The sequence below is a fragment of the Actinokineospora sp. UV203 genome (assembly GCF_056323665.1).
In genome coordinates this window covers 4,131,572-4,148,983 of sequence record NZ_CM150484.1, presented here as the reverse complement: position 1 = coordinate 4,148,983, position 17,412 = coordinate 4,131,572, and the positions used below count along the sequence as shown (strand labels likewise).

The 17,412-nt window shown below is 65.6% G+C and carries 7 protein-coding genes; 4 read left to right on the top strand and 3 right to left on the bottom strand.

Going from position 1 to position 17,412, the window contains the following annotated elements; all coding sequences use genetic code 11:
* Window positions 1–131 precede the first annotated feature (131 nt).
* The 3 genes from ACUZ2Y_RS19720 to ACUZ2Y_RS19710 form a co-directional block, all read right to left on the bottom strand.
* On the bottom strand, window positions 132–653 hold the full coding sequence (locus ACUZ2Y_RS19720; RefSeq protein WP_476320992.1) for a DUF1697 domain-containing protein: 522 nt from the start codon (window positions 651–653) through the stop codon (window positions 132–134).
* Window positions 650–2,407, bottom strand: coding sequence for a long-chain-acyl-CoA synthetase (locus ACUZ2Y_RS19715; RefSeq protein ID WP_476320990.1), 1,758 nt, complete (start codon window positions 2,405–2,407; stop codon window positions 650–652). The genes ACUZ2Y_RS19720 and ACUZ2Y_RS19715 overlap by 4 nt, the downstream gene beginning before the upstream one ends.
* Before the next feature lie 93 nt (window positions 2,408–2,500).
* Window positions 2,501–2,803 (bottom strand): hypothetical protein, encoded by a 303-nt coding sequence (locus tag ACUZ2Y_RS19710; RefSeq protein ID WP_476320988.1) that lies wholly within the window; start codon window positions 2,801–2,803, stop codon window positions 2,501–2,503.
* Between the two features lie 95 nt (window positions 2,804–2,898).
* Here ACUZ2Y_RS19710 and ACUZ2Y_RS19705 point away from each other — a divergent pair, with 95 nt between their 5' ends.
* From ACUZ2Y_RS19705 to ACUZ2Y_RS19690, 4 genes are all read left to right on the top strand, one after another.
* Window positions 2,899–3,801, top strand: a complete 903-nt coding sequence (locus ACUZ2Y_RS19705) for a helix-turn-helix domain-containing protein (protein WP_476320986.1) — start codon at window positions 2,899–2,901, stop codon at window positions 3,799–3,801.
* A complete protein-coding gene (locus ACUZ2Y_RS19700; RefSeq protein WP_476320984.1) occupies window positions 3,720–3,899 on the top strand; it encodes a DUF397 domain-containing protein in 180 nt (59 codons plus the stop codon). Before ACUZ2Y_RS19705 ends, ACUZ2Y_RS19700 begins: the two co-directional genes overlap by 82 nt.
* Window positions 3,900–4,365: 466 nt before the next feature.
* Window positions 4,366–11,070, top strand: a complete 6,705-nt coding sequence (locus ACUZ2Y_RS19695) for a LamG domain-containing protein (RefSeq protein WP_476320982.1) — start codon at window positions 4,366–4,368, stop codon at window positions 11,068–11,070.
* 127 nt (window positions 11,071–11,197) lie between these two features.
* A complete protein-coding gene (locus tag ACUZ2Y_RS19690; RefSeq protein ID WP_476320980.1) occupies window positions 11,198–17,380 on the top strand; it encodes a polymorphic toxin-type HINT domain-containing protein in 6,183 nt (2,060 codons plus the stop codon).
* Window positions 17,381–17,412 lie beyond the last annotated feature (32 nt).

Genomic DNA, 17,412 nt, shown 5'->3' with positions numbered 1-17,412 from the left:
ACAGGACTTGTCCACAGTGTGCACAAGTGTTCGAACGCGAGTCGCCCCTTCCGGCAAGTGAGTCGCCCCTTCCGGCAAGTGAGTCGCCCGTTCAGGACACTGAGTTCGACATTCGGGGCGTTTCGAGCGGCTCAGAGGGCCGCGCCGATCTTGGCCACGGTGTTCCAGTTGCGCGCGGTGGCGACGATTTTCGTCCGTTTCGCGACCAGCGGGACGAGCTCCGGTGCCTGCAGAATGCCGTCCGGGCACCACTGGTAGACGACCCGCGAGCCGATGCGGATGTGATCCGGCGCCAGCGCGACCACCTCGTCGGCGAGCGCCGGATCCAAGTCCTCTGACAGGAACACGACCAGCATCCGAGACCCGTTGTCGGCCAGGTCGACCAGCGGGTGCGCGTCGATCACGGCCTGGACTTCGTCAGCGGTCCGCGCCAGGCAGCGGGTCGTGAGACCCAGGTCCGCGAGCGCTTTCTCGATCCGCTTCTCGGCCTTCGCGGGCGTGTCCTTGGCGGTGAAGACGGCATTGCCACTCTGCAACAGCGTCCGCACGTCCGCATAGCCCAAGTCGGACAGCACGGTGCGAAAGTCGGCCATGGCGATCTTCTTGTTTCCGCCGACGTTCACTCCGCGCAGCAGAGCGGCAATTCGGGTCATACCCGAATTCTGCCCGCTGCCACCTCGTCCGGATAGGACGGATACCAGGGCACGTACTGGTCGCCGGTGAAGACGAACATGGGGTCGGTCACCGAGCGCGCGTAGCCCTCGTCGCGCAGGTCCACCTTGCGCGACTTGAACGTCGACGTCTGCTCGACCTCGTTGATCACCCGCACGAACAGCGGGATCGCGTAGGTCGGGAGCCGCTCGGCGAGGTGCTTGCCCAGCACCTGGCCGTCGAACCGGGCGCCGTCGCGCAGCTTCACCGCGGCCATCCCGGCCTTGCCGTCGGTCCCCGGCACGGCCACGCCGTAGACCACGGCCTGCTCGACGTCCGGGCGTTCGCCGATGGCGCCCTCGACCTCGGTCGTGGCGACGTTCTCGCCCTTCCATCGGAAGGTGTCGCCGAGCCGGTCGACGAACGCGACGTGCTTGAAGCCCTGCATCCGGACCAGGTCGCCGGTGTCGAACCAGCAGTCGTCCTTCTTGAAGGCGGCACGCACGAGCTTGCGCTCGGTGGCGTCGGCGTCGGTGTAGCCGTCGAACGGGGCGCGGTTGGTGACTTTGGTGAGGAGCAGGCCCACCTCGCCGGACTTGACCTTGCGCAGCCGCTCGCCGACCCGCTTCGGCTTACCGGTGTCGGGGTCGTACTCGACGACCGCGAACGGCAGCGGGCAGGTTCCGGCGGTCCGGTCGATGTTCAGCGCGTTGATGAAGGCCAGATTGCACTCGCTGGCGCCGTAGAACTCGGCGACCCGCTTGATACCGAAGCGCTCGGTGAACTCGTGCCAGATCTCGGGTCGAAGACCGTTGCCCACGACAACGCGGACCTTGTGCTCGCGCTCGATCGCGCGCGGCGGCTGGTTGAGCAGGTAGCGGCAGAGTTCGCCGATGTAGCAGAACGCCGTGGAGCGGGTGCGGACCACGTCGTCCCAGAAGCGGGACGCGGAGAAAGACCGTCCGAGGGCGAGCGTCGCGCCCGCGGAAAGGACGGAGGAGAGGGAAACCGTCAACGCATTGTTGTGATAGAGCGGGAGACAACAGTAGAGCGTGTCATCGGCCCGCAGGCGCACGCCGAGTCCGCCGATTCCGGCCATGCTCTTGAGCCACCGGAAATGCGACATCGCGCTCGCCTTGGGCATCCCGGTGGTGCCCGAGGTGAAGATGTAGAAGGCCGTCGTGGACGCGGTCAGCGTCGCGCACACCGCGGGATTCGCGGTGGATGTCGCGCCGTGCGCGAGTGTGTCCAGATCAAGGATCTTCGGCGTGGTGACCTCTTCGAGCGCCTCGCGGTATTCGCGCCCCGCGACCAGGACCGTGGCGCCGAGCAGCCGGACGCTGTGGTCGAGCACGTCGCCGCGCTGGTTGGTGTTGATCATCCCGACGGCGGCCCCGAGCTTCACGCCCGCGAGCGCGGCGAGCAGGGTCTCCGGCCGGTTCCCGGCCATCACCGCGACGGTCGTGCCCGGCCCCACCCCGTGCGCGGCGTACACCGACGCGTACTGGTTGACCAGCAGGTTTGCCTGGTCGTAGGTGATCTCGGTGTCCTCGAAGCGGAGGAACGGACGCTCCGGATGCTCAGCGGCGGCGCGCTGGAAGATGTGGCCGATCGAGTCTTTAGTGGTCGGCTTCAGCGTGACCAGTCCGACCGCTCCGCGCGCCATCCTGAGTCCATCCGGCGCGAGTGTCGGCAAGGCGCGCAGGACATCGACGAAGCGGACCTTGCGGGCCGCGAGCTGCTCCGATGCATCCATGCGAAGCGATGCTACTGACAAGTAGATAGCAGGGCTAGAGGCAATGCGAAAGCTCCCGGACGTCGGGATGCTCACCTTCGCGCAATAGTTGGGTCATGTTTTGTCAATGACCCGTTCGGGGGTCCAGCGAAAGCGCACGGTGCACAAGGTCGTCCGCTTGTCCGGAAGCACGCGCACGGTCGTGACCAGCCAAATGCCGGGGTCGGCGGCTTTTCGATCAAGAAAGTCGGCGGCGCACAGCCGGGTGTAATGCTCGTGCCATTGGGTGCGGCTCATGCCCTTCTTGTGGAAGCAGAATCCGTGGTCCTCGGCCGTCTCGATGTACAGGAGCACACGTTCGTACTTGGAAAGTTCGCGCCGGTACTCAAGGTGGTGCAGGTAGTTCCAGGTGGGCATGGCGGACGGTGGTCCACCGGAGACCGCGCGCCGGATTCCGGAATGTCGGACTCCGTCGGCACACTGGGTGATGGTGCGTGCGACAGGAGTGATGGATGGCGGAGCCCAACCTGCGGGTCAGAGTCTTGGCACGCGCCCTGCGGGAGCTGCGGGAGCGGGCGCGGATGACGCAGCAGGAGGCGGGGGACCGGCTGCGGTTCACGAACCGGAAGATGAGCCGGATCGAGACCGGCCAGGTGCCGAGCTACCACGAGTTGCAGGCGATGTTGGATGTGTATGGCCTGGTCTCGACGGATTGGGCGCCCTACCTGGCGATGTGGGAACAGGCCAAACAGAAAGGCTGGTGGCGGTCCTACGGACTCGCGGATCGCGGCTACATTCCTCTCGAATCAGAAGCGTCAGTGATCCGCTCGTTCCAATTGGGGATGATTCACGGCCTCCTGCAAACTCCTTCATATGCGCAGGCCCTGCTCGACCATGCTCGGATGCCCGCGGCCGCGGTTGGGAACTTCATCGACATCCGCCTCCGCCGCCAACAGCGCCTGACCGCAGAAGATCCACTCGTCCTGCATTCGATCGTCGATGCCGCGACGTTGGAACGCCGGCTCCCGTGCATGCGGGAGCAGTTGGCCCACCTGGTGATGGTCGCGGAACTCGACAACGTGACCTTCCAGGTGATCCCCAAGTCAGTCCCCGTCCACGTCGGGCTTTCCGGCTCGTTCACTCTGATCAGCTTCCCCAGCGATCCCGATATCGCCTACGTCGAGCACATCGCTGGTGCCGTGCAAATGGAGAAAGCCGACGAGCTCCGCGCCTGTAAGGTCGGGTTTGAGATGTTGTCATCATTGGCCTTGGGGCACGACGATCCGTGGCTCTGGTCGATCGGATGGCATCCGAGCTCTGAAAGGCGATCACCGTGGATCTCTCCCACGCCCGTTGGCGCAAGAGCAGCCGTAGTGCCGTCGGCACCAACGCGGAGTGTGTCGAGATCGCGCTGATCAGCGCCGGTGTGCTGGTTCGGGATTCCAAGAACCCAACTGGGCCGAACCTCGTCCTATCCCCCTTGGCTTGGCGCTCGTTGCACGCCCGACACTAGGTGCGCTGAATCCCGGGCCGGGCTGCGGCGCACGCGGTCCTGCCGAACTCGGTGGCCGCGCTGGTTTGATGTGCCTTGGTTCGTGCCGCGGCTGCCGCTTGTAGCTGGCATCGGGACGCCTTCGAAGTCTGGCGTCTAAGCCGCCTACGGCGCCCGGAACGGGTGCGGCAGGGGGTCTGAGCACCAGGAATCGGGTTCATTACTCGGCGTCGGAGCTCCCGGGATGGGCCGAATGGCGGCTCGCTTTCCACCGTCGGATGAGGCACTGTTCCGGCGAGTCGGTCGTGAGAACAGTTGCGCACTATCTGGGGGATAGGTGTTTCGACGTCTTTTGGCGGCGCGCTCGCATGCGCCCGCCTACAGGTCGCTGCCCAAGAGACTGGGCACCGTCGCCCTTGTGGCGATCGGAGTCGCCAGTGTCGTTACCGCGACGGTGAACGTCCCTGATCCTGGACCTGTCCCCGTCGTGCCTCTCACCGAGGCGCCCGACCAGGCGACCGCCATGGCGGCCGCACTTCGGCAAGGCAGCCGCGTCGAGATGCTCGACGCGCGCACTGAGACCCGGTCCATTTTCGCCGATCCCGGCGGCACCATGACCGCTGAAGTGTCGTTGGTGCCGCAGCGGGTTCGCAAGAACGGTCGATGGGTCGCGCCGGATACGACCGTCGTCCGCGATGGCGGCGTGATCCGGCCCAAGGCGTCGATCGCCGACGTGACGTTCTCCCCTGGCGGAAGCGAGCGCCCCCTGGTGCGCCTCGGTAAGGGCGACAAGACGGTGGAGCTGTCCTGGCCCAGTCCGCTCCCCATGGCCACGATCGACGGCAACACGGTCAACTACGCGGATGTTCTTCCCGGTGTCGACCTGCGGATGATCGCCCAGATCGACGGGTACCGCCAGCACCTCGTGGTGAAGACACGCGAAGCAGCGGCCAACCCGGAGCTGGCCCGGATCCAGTTCAAGACGCGGACCACCGGCGTCGAGTTGCGCGACGCGGACGTGGCGGGGCTCCACGCATATGACAGTGCAGGCGAGATGGTGTTCACAGCGCCGACCGCCCTGATGTGGGACTCGGCCGAGCGACCGGAGTCGGATGACCCGTTCGCTGGCAAGGCGATTGTGGACGTCCAGCTTGGTTCCGGCGTACTCGCGCTTGTGCCCGACCAGACCATGCTCGCGAGTCCGGCCACGGTGTTCCCGGTGACGATCGACCCGGACATGAGCACAGTGGAAAAGAACGGCTGGACGACCGTGTACGACGACGGAACCGAAACCATGCGTCTAGGAACGCATTGGAACGGCGCGAACTCCCAGTCCGAGACCAAATCGTGGGTGCCCAGCCCTTCGGCGCGGGTCGGTCGCGCCTACGAGACCACACCCACATTGATCACGAGGTCGTACTTCCAGTTCGACACCACGTTCGTCGGCGACCGTGACGTGCTGAGTGCCCAAGTCAAGGCCGCGGTCGCCTACGGACCAGCCTGTGACTGGAACCACTGGCACGACCTGCATGTCTCGCACGCGGACGTCGGGGGTGCCACCAACTGGACCAACCAGCCGAACCACAACTGGGTCGGAAACGCCCTCGTTCCCACCGAGTACTCCACCTGCCTTGGCCGCAAGCACGTCGGATTCGACGCGCAGGCATCGATCGACAAGTACGGCTACTCGACTTTTTTCATCCGCGGCGGCGGCGATGAAATGGATCAGAACGCGTGGCGCAAGTACGACCCCGCGCACTCGAAGCTCGAGGTCAAGTTCAACACCAAGCCGATCGCGCCGACCGGGATGTACACAAACCCGCCGATGGACGCGTGTCACCTATGCGGGACCACGCCGTATGTCGGCGGCTCCACGGTATGGCTCGGCGCGACCGTGTCCGATCCCGACGGCGACCAGGTCACACCGCAATGGGACCTGTACTACAACGACGTCGGCCCGACCAGGATCTACGACAGCCCGAAGCAGAACTCAGGGACGGCGGCGGCCACCAGCGTGAGCCTGAGTGGCCGCGACGGGCAAAAGGTCACTTGGTATGTGCGGGCGAAGGACTCCGTGGATGCGATCGGACCGTGGTCAGCCGGCAAGCCGACCACGTTCTACGTGGACACCACCGCTCCGAGCAAGAAACCGATCGTCGAGTCGAACCTGTACCCGATGGACAACAGCTGGCATGGCGGCGCGGGTGTCGAGGGCTCCTTCACGTTCCGGGCCGACGGTGTGTCCGATGTGATCGGCTACCAATATGGGTGGCAGCAGGCGCCGGACAAGGCGGCGTTCGCCACCGCGCTCGGCGGCGACGTGACGGTTCGGCTGATCCCGCCCGGCGACGGGCCCCGCACGTTGTCGGTGCGGAGCATCGACCGCGCGAGCAACCCCGGTGAGTGGACCCACCATCACTTCTATGTCCGCCCCGGCAATGGCCCGGCCGCGCAGTACGCCTTCGAGGGCAACGCGAAGGACACCGCGCACCTCGGGTCCCGCGACGGCACTGTGGTCGGCGCGCACACCTACCAGCAGGCCGCTGTGGGGTCGGGTATCGAGCTGACTGGAGGAGCGCACGTCCAAGCGTCGAACACCCTGCGCACCGACGAGAGCTTCACAGTGTCGGCCTGGGTTCGGCTCAACGAGTTCACCGCGGAGCCGCAAGCCATCGTCAGCCAGTCCGGACAGACCATGCCTGGGTTCGCGCTCTGGTTCCGGGCCAACAACACCCAGCAGCCCGCCCTCGGCGGTAAGTGGGAGTTCGGCGCGGGAACGGCCGACAACCAGCCAGGCGGATACTCCATCCAGGCGACCACGCCGGTGCAAACCAGGACCTGGACCCATGTGACGGGCGTGCACGACAAGGCCTCGAACAAGTTCAAGCTCTACGTCAACGGCGATCTCGCAGCGGAGATGCCGAGATCATTCACCCCATGGCACGCGGGCGGTGGTGTGCTCGTCGGCCGGATGCAGTGGGACAGCCAGTTCGGTAATCCGCTCAACGGCGCTGTCGACGAGGTCAGCCTGTATGACCGCGCGTTGACCGACAACGAGATCAAGGCAGCCGTCCTGCGTGACAACGTCACTGTCGGTCGGTGGCGCTTCGACGAGAACCAGGCACCCCAAGGGCTGACCGCGGCACTCAAGGCGTCCAATGACGTCGGCGGCGGCGATCCGTTGACCTTCGTCGGCGACGCGGTCTTCTCCTCGGACGCCGCGGTCGGTGAGTCGGCGATTCGTCTCGATGGAGCGGGCGACGCGGCGTCCACGGTCGGGCCGCAGGTGCGCACCGACAGCAACTACACGGTGTCGGCATGGGTGAAGCTGAACTCTCTGCCGACCGGCAACAACTCCCAGGCCGTGCTGAGCCAGGCGGGTGACACGACATCGAGCGGGTTCGTCCTGGGCGTTCGTGGGAACCCGAGGGGATCCTCTTGGGCGCCCGAGTGGTCGTTCGTGACCACGAAGTCGGCGACCGACCCGACCTCCTCGGTGTTCGCGCACCACGCTGACCCGCAGTACGCCGTGCCGACCGCGACCTGGACCCATATCGCCGCGGTGCACAACACCACAGCCACTCCGCCGACGGCCACCTTGTACGTCGGTGGCAAGCCGGTACACACGGCTCCGATCACGACATCACCGTGGAACGCCGCCGGTCCGCTGAGTGTCGGGCGTGCCCGGTGGGGAGTGGACTGGGTCGATCATCTCAACGGATCTGTCGATGACGTCCGCATATACAGCAGGGCACTCGGCGCGGCGGAGATCGCGGGCGTGGTCGCAGGCGACAACGTGCGCCTCGCCGCGTGGAAGTTCGACGGTGACGGCAAGGATGAGGTCGGCACACGGACCGCGACCACGCTCGACTCGAATGTCAACCCAGTTGTAGTCGACTGGACCGCCGGACAGAGTTCGGTGCCGAGCCATGGGGACCTGGCCGTCCGCCTCGACGGCGGGAATCACGCCACGGCTCCCAATGTGGTGAACACGTCACTCAACTTCTCGGTCGCGGCCTGGGCGAAGCTCGACCGCGTCGGCGGGTATCCCACGGTGCTCTCCCAGGATGGTGCGAACGTCAGCGCGTTCCAACTCCAGGCGGCGCCGGACGGGAACACCGCACGGTGGGCGTTCACGATGTTCGATGACGACGTCGTCGGGGGTGGCGCGGTCCACAACCGGGTCACCGGCCCCATCGTGCAGCTCAACACGTGGACCCACCTGGTGGGCGTGTACGACTCCGACGCGGATGTCATCCAGCTCTACGCCAACGGCGTGCTGGCGGGGACCGCCCCCCGAACCGATTCGTGGAACCACGCGACCGGTTCGTTCGCGATCGGCCGGGCGAAGTGGAATGGTGCTCGCGCCAACTACTTCCCCGGTGCTATCGACGACGTCGCTGTGTACTCGCGCGCGCTGTTCGCCGACGAGATCCGCATCATGGCGGGCCGTGACTCGGCGTTGGTCCACCACCTCACCTTCGATGAGCCCAGCGGCACCGTCGCGGGCGACTCGACGGGCGCGCGTTCGGCGACATTCAGCGGTGATGTCACGCATCTCCCGGGACGCGTCGGCAACGCCGTGGGATTCGACGGTGTGAGCGCGGTCGCCACCACCGGTGGTGTGGACCTGCGTGGTGATCAAAGTTTCACTGTGTCCGGTTGGGTGCGCACGCCCAAGCCCGCCGCCGCTGCGGACTGCGCTTCGAGCTTCTGCATATGGACGGCGATCAGTCAGGACGGTGACGTCAAGAGCAAGTTCCGACTCGGGCTGGTCATCTCCGGCGAGAACCCCGGAGGAAAATGGACCTTCGAGGTGCCGGAGGCTTCAGGCGAGAACGAGGTGACCGGGGCATCCGTATCGACGCACCCCGCCGACTTCGATGCCTGGGTGCACTTGGTCGGTACCTACGACGTGCAGTCCGGCAAGACCAGGATCTGGGTCAACAGCGTCCGCGAGGGCGACGGCACCCTGCTCCAACCGTGGCACCCCAACGGCGGCTTGGTCGTCGGTCGGGGCAAGTTCAACGGTGAGGTCGGCGAGTTCTGGCCTGGTCAGGTCGACGATGTCCGGCTGTACACCGGTGTCATGGCCAAGTCGAAGGTCGAGGCGCTCTACGCGAGCTACCCGGCCGCGCAGGACAGCGGGCCGGTCCAGCGTCCCGAGCCGAATGCCGGCTGGTGGAAGCTGGACGAGCCGGCGCCCAGGGCCGATGTCCCCCCGGTGACCAAAGTTGTCGACTCCAGTGCCGGGCGCAAGGACGCGACGCTGATGGGTGACGCGACGCCGAGCGACTGGTTCCTCCAGACGACGAACACTGGTTTCGCGCAGACCGCCACCCCGGTTATCGAGACCAGTCAGAGCTTCTCCGTCGCGGGCTGGGCCTACATGGACACGAACACGACGATGAACCGGACGGTGTTCGCCCAGGACGGCAGCCGCGCCAGTTCTTTCCTCGTGCAGTACCGGGCGGACATCGGCAAGTGGGTTGTGATCGTCCCGACCGAGGACAAGGACAACCCCGCCGCCGTGCTGCTGGCCTCGTCCGAGGCCGCGGCGATCGGCGACTGGCAGCATTTGGCCGTGTCCTACGACGCGGGCACCGACCAGTTGAGGCTCTACGTCAACGGCGTCCTCTCCGCCGCACGCACCGGTGTGATCGTGCCGGACGTCGACGGGCCGTTCACCCTCGGCCGAAGCAAATGGAACGGGCAGAACACCGACTTCTTCCGCTATGGCATCGACGAGGTGTGGGCGTTCTCGCGGACGATCACCGCGGGTGAGGTGCGCTGGCTGCACGACAATCGCGTCGCCGCACCGCATGGGACTTATCTTTTCGACGACAACACCGTCCGCGATTCCTCGGGTCGGGGAAACGACGCCGCACTGGTCGGCGGGTCCTATCTCGCAGGCGTCAGCGGCAACGCGCTGAAGCTCAACGGCACCACTGGTGTCGCTACCGCGACTGATCCCGGCGTCCCGATGCGCGACAGCTTCACCGTGTCCGCGTGGGCAAAGCTGGCAGCCGATGACCGCGACCAGACGGTGCTCGCCCAGGACGGCTCCCGGATGAGCGGCTTTGAGCTGCAATACCGGAAGTCGGTCGGGCGGTGGGTGTTCGGTGGCGCGGTCGAGGACGTCGACTCGTCGACGTTCGTCTACGCCCTCGACACCAAGCCCGCAGTGGTGGGGCAGTGGGTTCACCTCGCCGGGGTCTACGACCAAGCCGCACGGCAGCTCCGTTTCTATGTTGACGGCACCCTTGTCGGGATGCGCTCGGATGTCCGCCTGTTCAACGCGGGTGGCAGCCTGACGATCGGCAGAGGCAAGGTCAACGGCCTGGCGGCGAATCACTTCAACGGCGTGGTCGACGACGTCGTCGTAGCGAAGTGGATGAACTCCGCGGAGGAGATCGCCGGTTACGCGAGCTATCCGACACCTCCGCCCGGACAACTCGGCCGGTTCGTGAATAGCACGACCGGTGCCCGCTACAGCGCGAGCACGGACCTGCCTATTCGTCCCGGATTCCGGTTCGAGCGGTCGCTCGGTGTCACGGTCGCTTCAGGCGTCAACACGAGGAAGCTGTACTCCTGTCAGAGTGGCGACGACGTGTTCACCTCGATCGACCAGGCCTGTGCCGGATCGACGGTACTAGGGGAGGCAGGTCACGTGTACACGGTCAAGCCGACCAATCTCCCCACTCTCGCCTTGTATGAATGCCGCAGTGCCACCGACGGATTCGAGTCCTTGGAATCGGCTTGTGACGGCGCCACTCAGAAGTCCGTCCTCGGCTACGTGCAGGCGTACGGCAGGCTCGCCCGATACGTCAGCACGATCAAGAATGAGCACGTCACCACCGCCTACTCCACCCCGCCGGGATATCGATACGAGGGCGAACAGGGGTGGCTGGCGAAGACCGCGTCAACCGAAACAACTCCCTTGGTGTCCTGTCGCGACGGTGTGGACAGGTTCCTGTCCGTCGACGCCGCGTGCGATGGCAAGACGGTGCTCGGGTCTACCGGCCACATCTGGACATCGGCGCCGGCGGGCATGGCGAGCGTCGCTCTGTACCAGTGTGTCTACGCGAAACAGAAGTTCACGAACCTTGGCGGCTGCGAGGGACACACCTTCGACCGGCAGCTTGGCTTCGTACTGACTGCCCTGCCGACCACGGCACCCGTCTTCTCCTGACCTGTTCTCGGTTTCGGCTTCGAATCCCATCTGGGGGATTGGTGTGCTCGTGAGTTCCGTGCGTCGTAAGTCCCGTGTGGTGGCGAGAGCTGTGACGGTCTCGCTCGCATTGTCCGTGGTTACGGCCGTGGCGGCGCCGGTCGCTGCCTCGGCCGCGACCGGCCCCAGCGTGTCATTGCCGACGATCCCGTCGGTGCCCGTGGCCACGCAGCCCGTTCAGGGACGTCCGACCGACCAGGCGTCGCTCAACTCGTTGTCCGGCAACCAGACGCCGCCGACGTCCTCAGTGGATGGTGGCGGCAACTACGGTGCGACGCCGATGTCCGCGTCCGCGTCGTGGAACGTCTCGGCCCAGACCGGTGACTTCTCTTGGTCCTACCCGATCTCGGTGCCACAAGTGCCGGGCGGCCTGATCCCGACTCTGGCGGTGTCCTACCGGTCGTCCGCGGTCGATGGTCTGACATCGGCGACGAACAACCAGGCGTCCTGGGTGGGCGACGGCTGGAGTCTCGGCGTCGGATTCATCGAGCGCGCGTACGGCGGTTGCGCCGACGACACCATGGGCGGGACGACGCCGCCGAAGACCGGCGATCTCTGCTGGCGCACCGACAACGCGGTGTCTTCCTCCGGCGGCGCCCTGATCAAGGTCGACGACACCCTGTTCCGATTCCAGGATGATGACGGCACCCGGGTCCAGCGAATCCGGCAGAACGGGATCAACGCGGACAACGACGGCGAGCACTGGAAGGTCACGTCGGTCGACGGGAGCCAGTACTTCTACGGCTCCCGGTCCGGATCGAACTCCACCTGGACTGTGCCGGTATTCGGCGACGACAATGCGGAGCCGTGCAACAGCACAGCCGGTTTCGACGCGTCGTCGTGCACCCAGGCGTGGCGGTGGAACCTGGACAAGGTCATCGACCCGCGCGGCAACGTCATCGTCTACACCTACGACACCGAGACGAACTCCTACGGTCGCAACCTCAAGGACACCGCAGTGTCCTACGTCCGGGGCGGCGCGCTGCGCAAAGCCGAATACGGTCTGCGCGACGACCTCCCCGGCCAGCCGCTCGGCGTCGTCGACTTCGTTACCGGTGACCGGTGCGTCCCCGGCAGTGAGTGCGTGCCGACGAAGCCAGAGAACTGGCCGGATGTGCCGTGGACTGACAAATGCGACACGGCGACGTGCAAGGACCACTACTCGCCGACATTCTGGACGACGAACCGCCTGACGAAGGTGGTCGCCCGCGCTTGGAACGGCACCGCCCACGTCGACGTCGACTCGTGGACGCTCGACCACCAGTATCCGACCACCGGCGACGGTGAGAAGCCCGCGCTGTGGCTGAAGAGCATCACCCGTACCGGTCACGTCGGGTCGTCGCCTACGGCGCCGCCGATTTCCCTGCCATCGGTGGTGTTCGAGGGCAAGCGCATGCCAAACCGCGTCGAGGCCGTCGATGGCGTCGGTCCGCTGATGCGTTATCGGATCATCGGTGTGATCTCCGAATCCGGCGGTGTCACCGAGGTTGTCTACGCACCGCCGAACTGTGTAACCGGCAGCTCGATGCCCGCCTCGCCCGAGTCCAATGTCCTGCGGTGCTTCCCGTCAAAGTGGAAGAAGAGGGACTTCGCCGAGCGGACCGACCACTTCCACAAGTACGTGGTGGAGACGATCACAAGTTCGGACCGCATTCTCAAGAACGGCGACCCGGGCCAGCAGGAACTCGCCAACGCACGCCAGATCGCCCGGTACGAGTACTTGGACGGCGCCGCCTGGCGGTACAACCGGTCCGAGTTCGCGAAAGACGCCGACAAGACCTGGGACGAGTTCCGCGGCTACGGGCGGGTCCGCGTCCACAGCGGTGCGACCGGCGAGGCCAGTCCCATCACGATGACCGAGCAGCGGTTCCACCGCGGCATGCACGGCGATAAGCTGCCCAGTGGCACCCGCACCGTCTCGGTGACTGACTCGGAGAATGTCCCGCGCGTCGACGAGGACTGGCTCAACGGGTTCCCGTACGAGTCGAGTACGCACCTCGGGCAAACCGAGACCGTGGTCAACAAGTCGATCAGCACACCCGCCTGGCGCGGGCCGACCGCCACCAGGGACACGTTCAACGCTTACATGGTGAACCCGGGGGTTGAGGAAAAGTACACGGCGGTCGCTCCCGGCTGGCGAAAGCTCCGCGTCGAGTACACCCACAACGACCACGGACAGCAGACGAAGATCAACGAGCTCGGCGACGTCGACGTCACCGGCGACGAGCGCTGCACCAGGGTGGAGTACGCGGTCAATGAGGCCGCGTGGATGGTGTCCTACCCGTCGCGGTCGGAAACGGTCGCCGTCGCCTGCGGCACCGCTGCCTCGTATCCCGCTGACGCCCTCGGTGACGCGCGGATCGCTTATGACGGTCAGGATTTCGGCGCCGCGCCAACCAGGGGCAACGCGACCAGGTCCGAGGGCGTTCTTGACCACCCCACGGGCGCTGGCACCATCTACGCACCCGGGACCAGTTCGACCTATGACCGCTACGGGCGCGCCCTGACCGTCACCTCCCCCACCGGCGCCACGACGACAGTGGCTTACACGCCCGCCGAGGGCGGACCGGTCACACAGGTCAAGTCCACTGCCGCTTTCGGTTTGTCGTCGACCATGACGGTCAGTCCACTGCGTGGGATCACCACGAAGACCGTCGGCGCCCGCTCCGAAGTCAGCGAGTTGGAGTTCGACGCGCTCGGGCGCACCACGCAGATGTGGTTGCCGAACCGGTTCCGTTCGCGCAGCAGCGCGTCCTACAAGTACGCCTACGACATCCGCAATGACCGACCGTCGTCGGTGACGACGTCGTCGATCAACACCGGTGGCACATATACGGTCAGCACGTCCATTCTGGACGGTTTGTACCGAGTGCGGCAGGAGCAGGTTCCGACCGAGGGCGGCCGTCTGCTCACCGACGTTCGCTACGACTCACAGGGTCGGGCATACAAGTCGACTCAGCCGTATTTCAACGCCAACCCGGTGGACACGACGCTCTGGGTGGCCGCCGACACCGAGGTCCCCGGTCTGACCTTCACCGAGTTCGACGGCGCGGGCAGGCAGGTGGCGTCGATCTACAAGACCGGTAGCACCGAGAAGTGGCGGTCCACCACCGCCTACGAGGGTGACCGTGTCCACGTGACGCCACCGCAAGGCGGCATCGCCACGACCACGGTCAGCGACGCGCTCGGCCGCACAACCGAGGTGCGCCAGTACAAGGCGCCGACGCCGACCGGTGAGTACGAGACGACGGCCTACACCTACGACAGGGCGGGCAGGCTCGCGTCGACTCGCGACGCGGCGGGCACGCAGTGGCGCTGGTTCCACGACTTGCGCGGCCTCCAGATCCGCGCCGAGGACCCGGACAAGGGCGTGACCACGTCGGTTTACAACACCTACGGGCAGTTGGAGTCCACGACCGACGCGCTCGGACAGGTGCTGGCGTTCAAGTACGACGTCTTGGGCCGCCGGACCGAAGTCCGCGAAGGTGGGCTCAACGGCACGCTGAGCCAGCAGTTCACCTACGACACGGCGGTCAACGGCAAGGGTCTTCCCGCCGTGGCCACCCGGTTCGTCGAAGGCGCCGCATATGTCACCAAGTTCGACGCCTACACCCTGATGGGCCAGCCGTCCAAGGCGTCGGTGGTGATTCCTGAGGCTGAGGGCGCGCTGCAGGGCACGTACTCGAGCAACTACACCTACGCCTTCGACGGGCAGGTCTCAGGCGAGACCTTGCCCGCGGTCCCGGCGGCCGGGTTGGCGGCCGAGTCGGTCACCCGCACGTTCGACGGTCTGGGCCGTGAGATCGATTTCAACGCGGGCACAGACGACATCGTCTCCGCGACCACCTACACGAAGTACGGCGAAGTCCAGCGGGTCGAACTCGGTGCGCCGACGTTGCAAAACCGCGCGTGGATGACGTCGATCTACGAGTCGGACACGCGTCGGCTGCAGCGTTACATCGTGGACACAGAGACCCCGGCCCCGATGCAGTCGGATGTCAACTTCACCCGGGACGCTGCGGGCAACGTCCTGTCGATCACCGACCGGCCGCTCGGCGGTCAGACGGACCAGCAGTGCTTCAAGTACGACCATCTGCGCAGGCTCACCGAGGCGTGGACACCGAGCGGCACCTGTGCGCAGACGGCCAGCACGACAGCCCTGAGCGGTCCGGCTCCGTACTGGCACTCGTATGCCTACGACGGATCGGGCAACCGCCGCACCGAGGTACGACACGCGGCGATGGGTGACACGACCCGGACATACAACTACGACCCGGCCCGACCGCATCGACTGGACTCTGTCACGTCGGCGACAGGCGGAACCGATTCGTTTAAATATGACGCGCTCGGCAATACGACTGCACGCACGGTGGGCGGGGCGAGCCAGATCCTGGACTGGGATGCGGAGGGCCGCGTCAAAAAAGTCACCGAGGGAACGAAGGTCAGCAAGTTCGTCTACGCGGCCAACGGAACCCGCCTTCTCCGCAAGGATCCGGACGCGACGACCCTGTACCTCGGCGACCAGGAGGTCCGTCTCGCGACGGGCACCAACACCCCGAGCGTGACCCGGTACTACCGGCACAACGGGCAGATGGTCGCGATGCGCCAAGGCGGCAAGCTCACCTGGCTCACCGGCGACCACCAGGGTACGGCGAACCTGTCGTTCGATACCGCGACGAAGGCGGTCACGAAGCGCCGACAGCTGCCGTTCGGCGGGGAACGGGGCACGGGAGCCTCGGCGTTGGCGGGCGACCGCGGATTCGTCGGCGGCGTCATGGACGGGTCCACCGGCCTGGTGCACATCGGCGCCCGCCAGTTCGATCCGGCGATCGGCCGCTTCATCAGCGTCGACCCGATCCTGGACCTCAAGGACCCACAGTCGTGGAGTGGCTACGCGTACAGCAACAACAGCCCGATCACCTTCAGCGACCCCAGCGGTCTCTGGTGCGACATGTGCAACGGCGGCAAGGGTTGGACCAACGTCAACGGTTCGGACAACGTCGGTTCGGAGAAGGAACAAGCGCGGTACGAGCAGGAGCAGGAGCGTCACAGCGTCGCGACCGGCAAGAACAAGGACCGCAAAAAGCAACCCAAGATCGCTGGCCGTCCCATCCCGACGATGGAGGAGCTACAGGCTCGGCGGATCGCGGCCCGCGGTTATGGGGACGGCGAGTACGGGCTGGCGGTTCACCACTGGGCGACGAATATCTGCACGGGTTCGGCTTCCATCCCGCAGGACTTCTGCACAGAGGCTCGAGACATGGGTCTGCTTGAGCGGCCACCGCCCGGTCCGATCACGTATCTCCTGCTGGGGCCGGTATTCGATGGGAGGGACTGCCTGCACGGCAGCGCTGAAGGCTGCGTCGATGTCGCACTTAGTTTCATCCCAATCGCCAAAATCGCCAAGATCGGGAAGCGGCTCTCGAACGCCGCTCAGCAGACCAACGCGAAGTACGAGGACGCCCTCCATGGCCTCACCTGTTCGACGGGCGGCAATAGCTTCTCGGCGGACACCAAGGTGCTCCTCGCTGATGGCACGACGACGCGAATCGATCAGGTCGAGGTCGGTGACGTGGTGCTCGCCACGGATCCCGAGACAGGTGAAACCTCAGCTCAGACCGTGACCGCGGTCCACCTCAACTACGACACCGAACTCACCGATCTCGTGGTCGTCGAGGCCGATGGTGACGTATCCACCATCAGGACCACGGATGGCCACAAGATCTGGGACGACACCGTCGACCGATGGATCGATGCTGGCGATCTGTTGGCAGGACACCGGTTGCGGACGGCCGATGGCCAGGCGGCCAGTGTGGTGTTCAGCCGCGCGGTCGGCGGCGAGGAACACCGTTACGACCTAACGGTTCGGACGCTCCATACGTACTATGTGCTCGCCGGTAACACGTCGGTTCTGGTGCACAACACGAATTGCCCACGAACTGCGGATGGGAAATTCGCTAAACGAAATGGCGAAGCTGGCCGTGATGGTGCGGCGGACGAGGTCGCGACCTGGGATCAATTGGTGATGGACGGCGCTACTGTCTTCCGCGGTGAAGTGCGTACACAAATTCCGGGCGTTGGTACCCGCATCTACGACGGTGCGGTGCAGATTGGGGGCTCATGGTATGGCATTGAGACTAAGGGTGGAAGTGCTACGCGGTCAGCACGGCAAGTCCAAGCCGACGCATGGTTGAATACTCCTGGAAATACGGTGACCAGCAGTACTGGTCATACATTAGTTGGTGTCTTTGACAGCTGGGTGCCGAGATAGACACTGCTTGGGTGCTCACGTAGTACAATGGT

Excerpts from the sequence above, each read along its gene's own strand:
- ACUZ2Y_RS19720 (WP_476320992.1), bottom strand. The coding sequence starts at position 653 with ATGACCCGAATTGCCGCTCTGCTGCGCGGAGTGAACGTCGGCGGAAAC.
- ACUZ2Y_RS19715 (WP_476320990.1), bottom strand. The coding sequence starts at position 2,407 with ATGGATGCATCGGAGCAGCTCGCGGCCCGCAAGGTCCGCTTCGTCGAT.
- ACUZ2Y_RS19710 (WP_476320988.1), bottom strand. The coding sequence starts at position 2,803 with ATGCCCACCTGGAACTACCTGCACCACCTTGAGTACCGGCGCGAACTT.
- ACUZ2Y_RS19705 (WP_476320986.1), top strand. The coding sequence starts at position 2,899 with ATGGCGGAGCCCAACCTGCGGGTCAGAGTCTTGGCACGCGCCCTGCGG.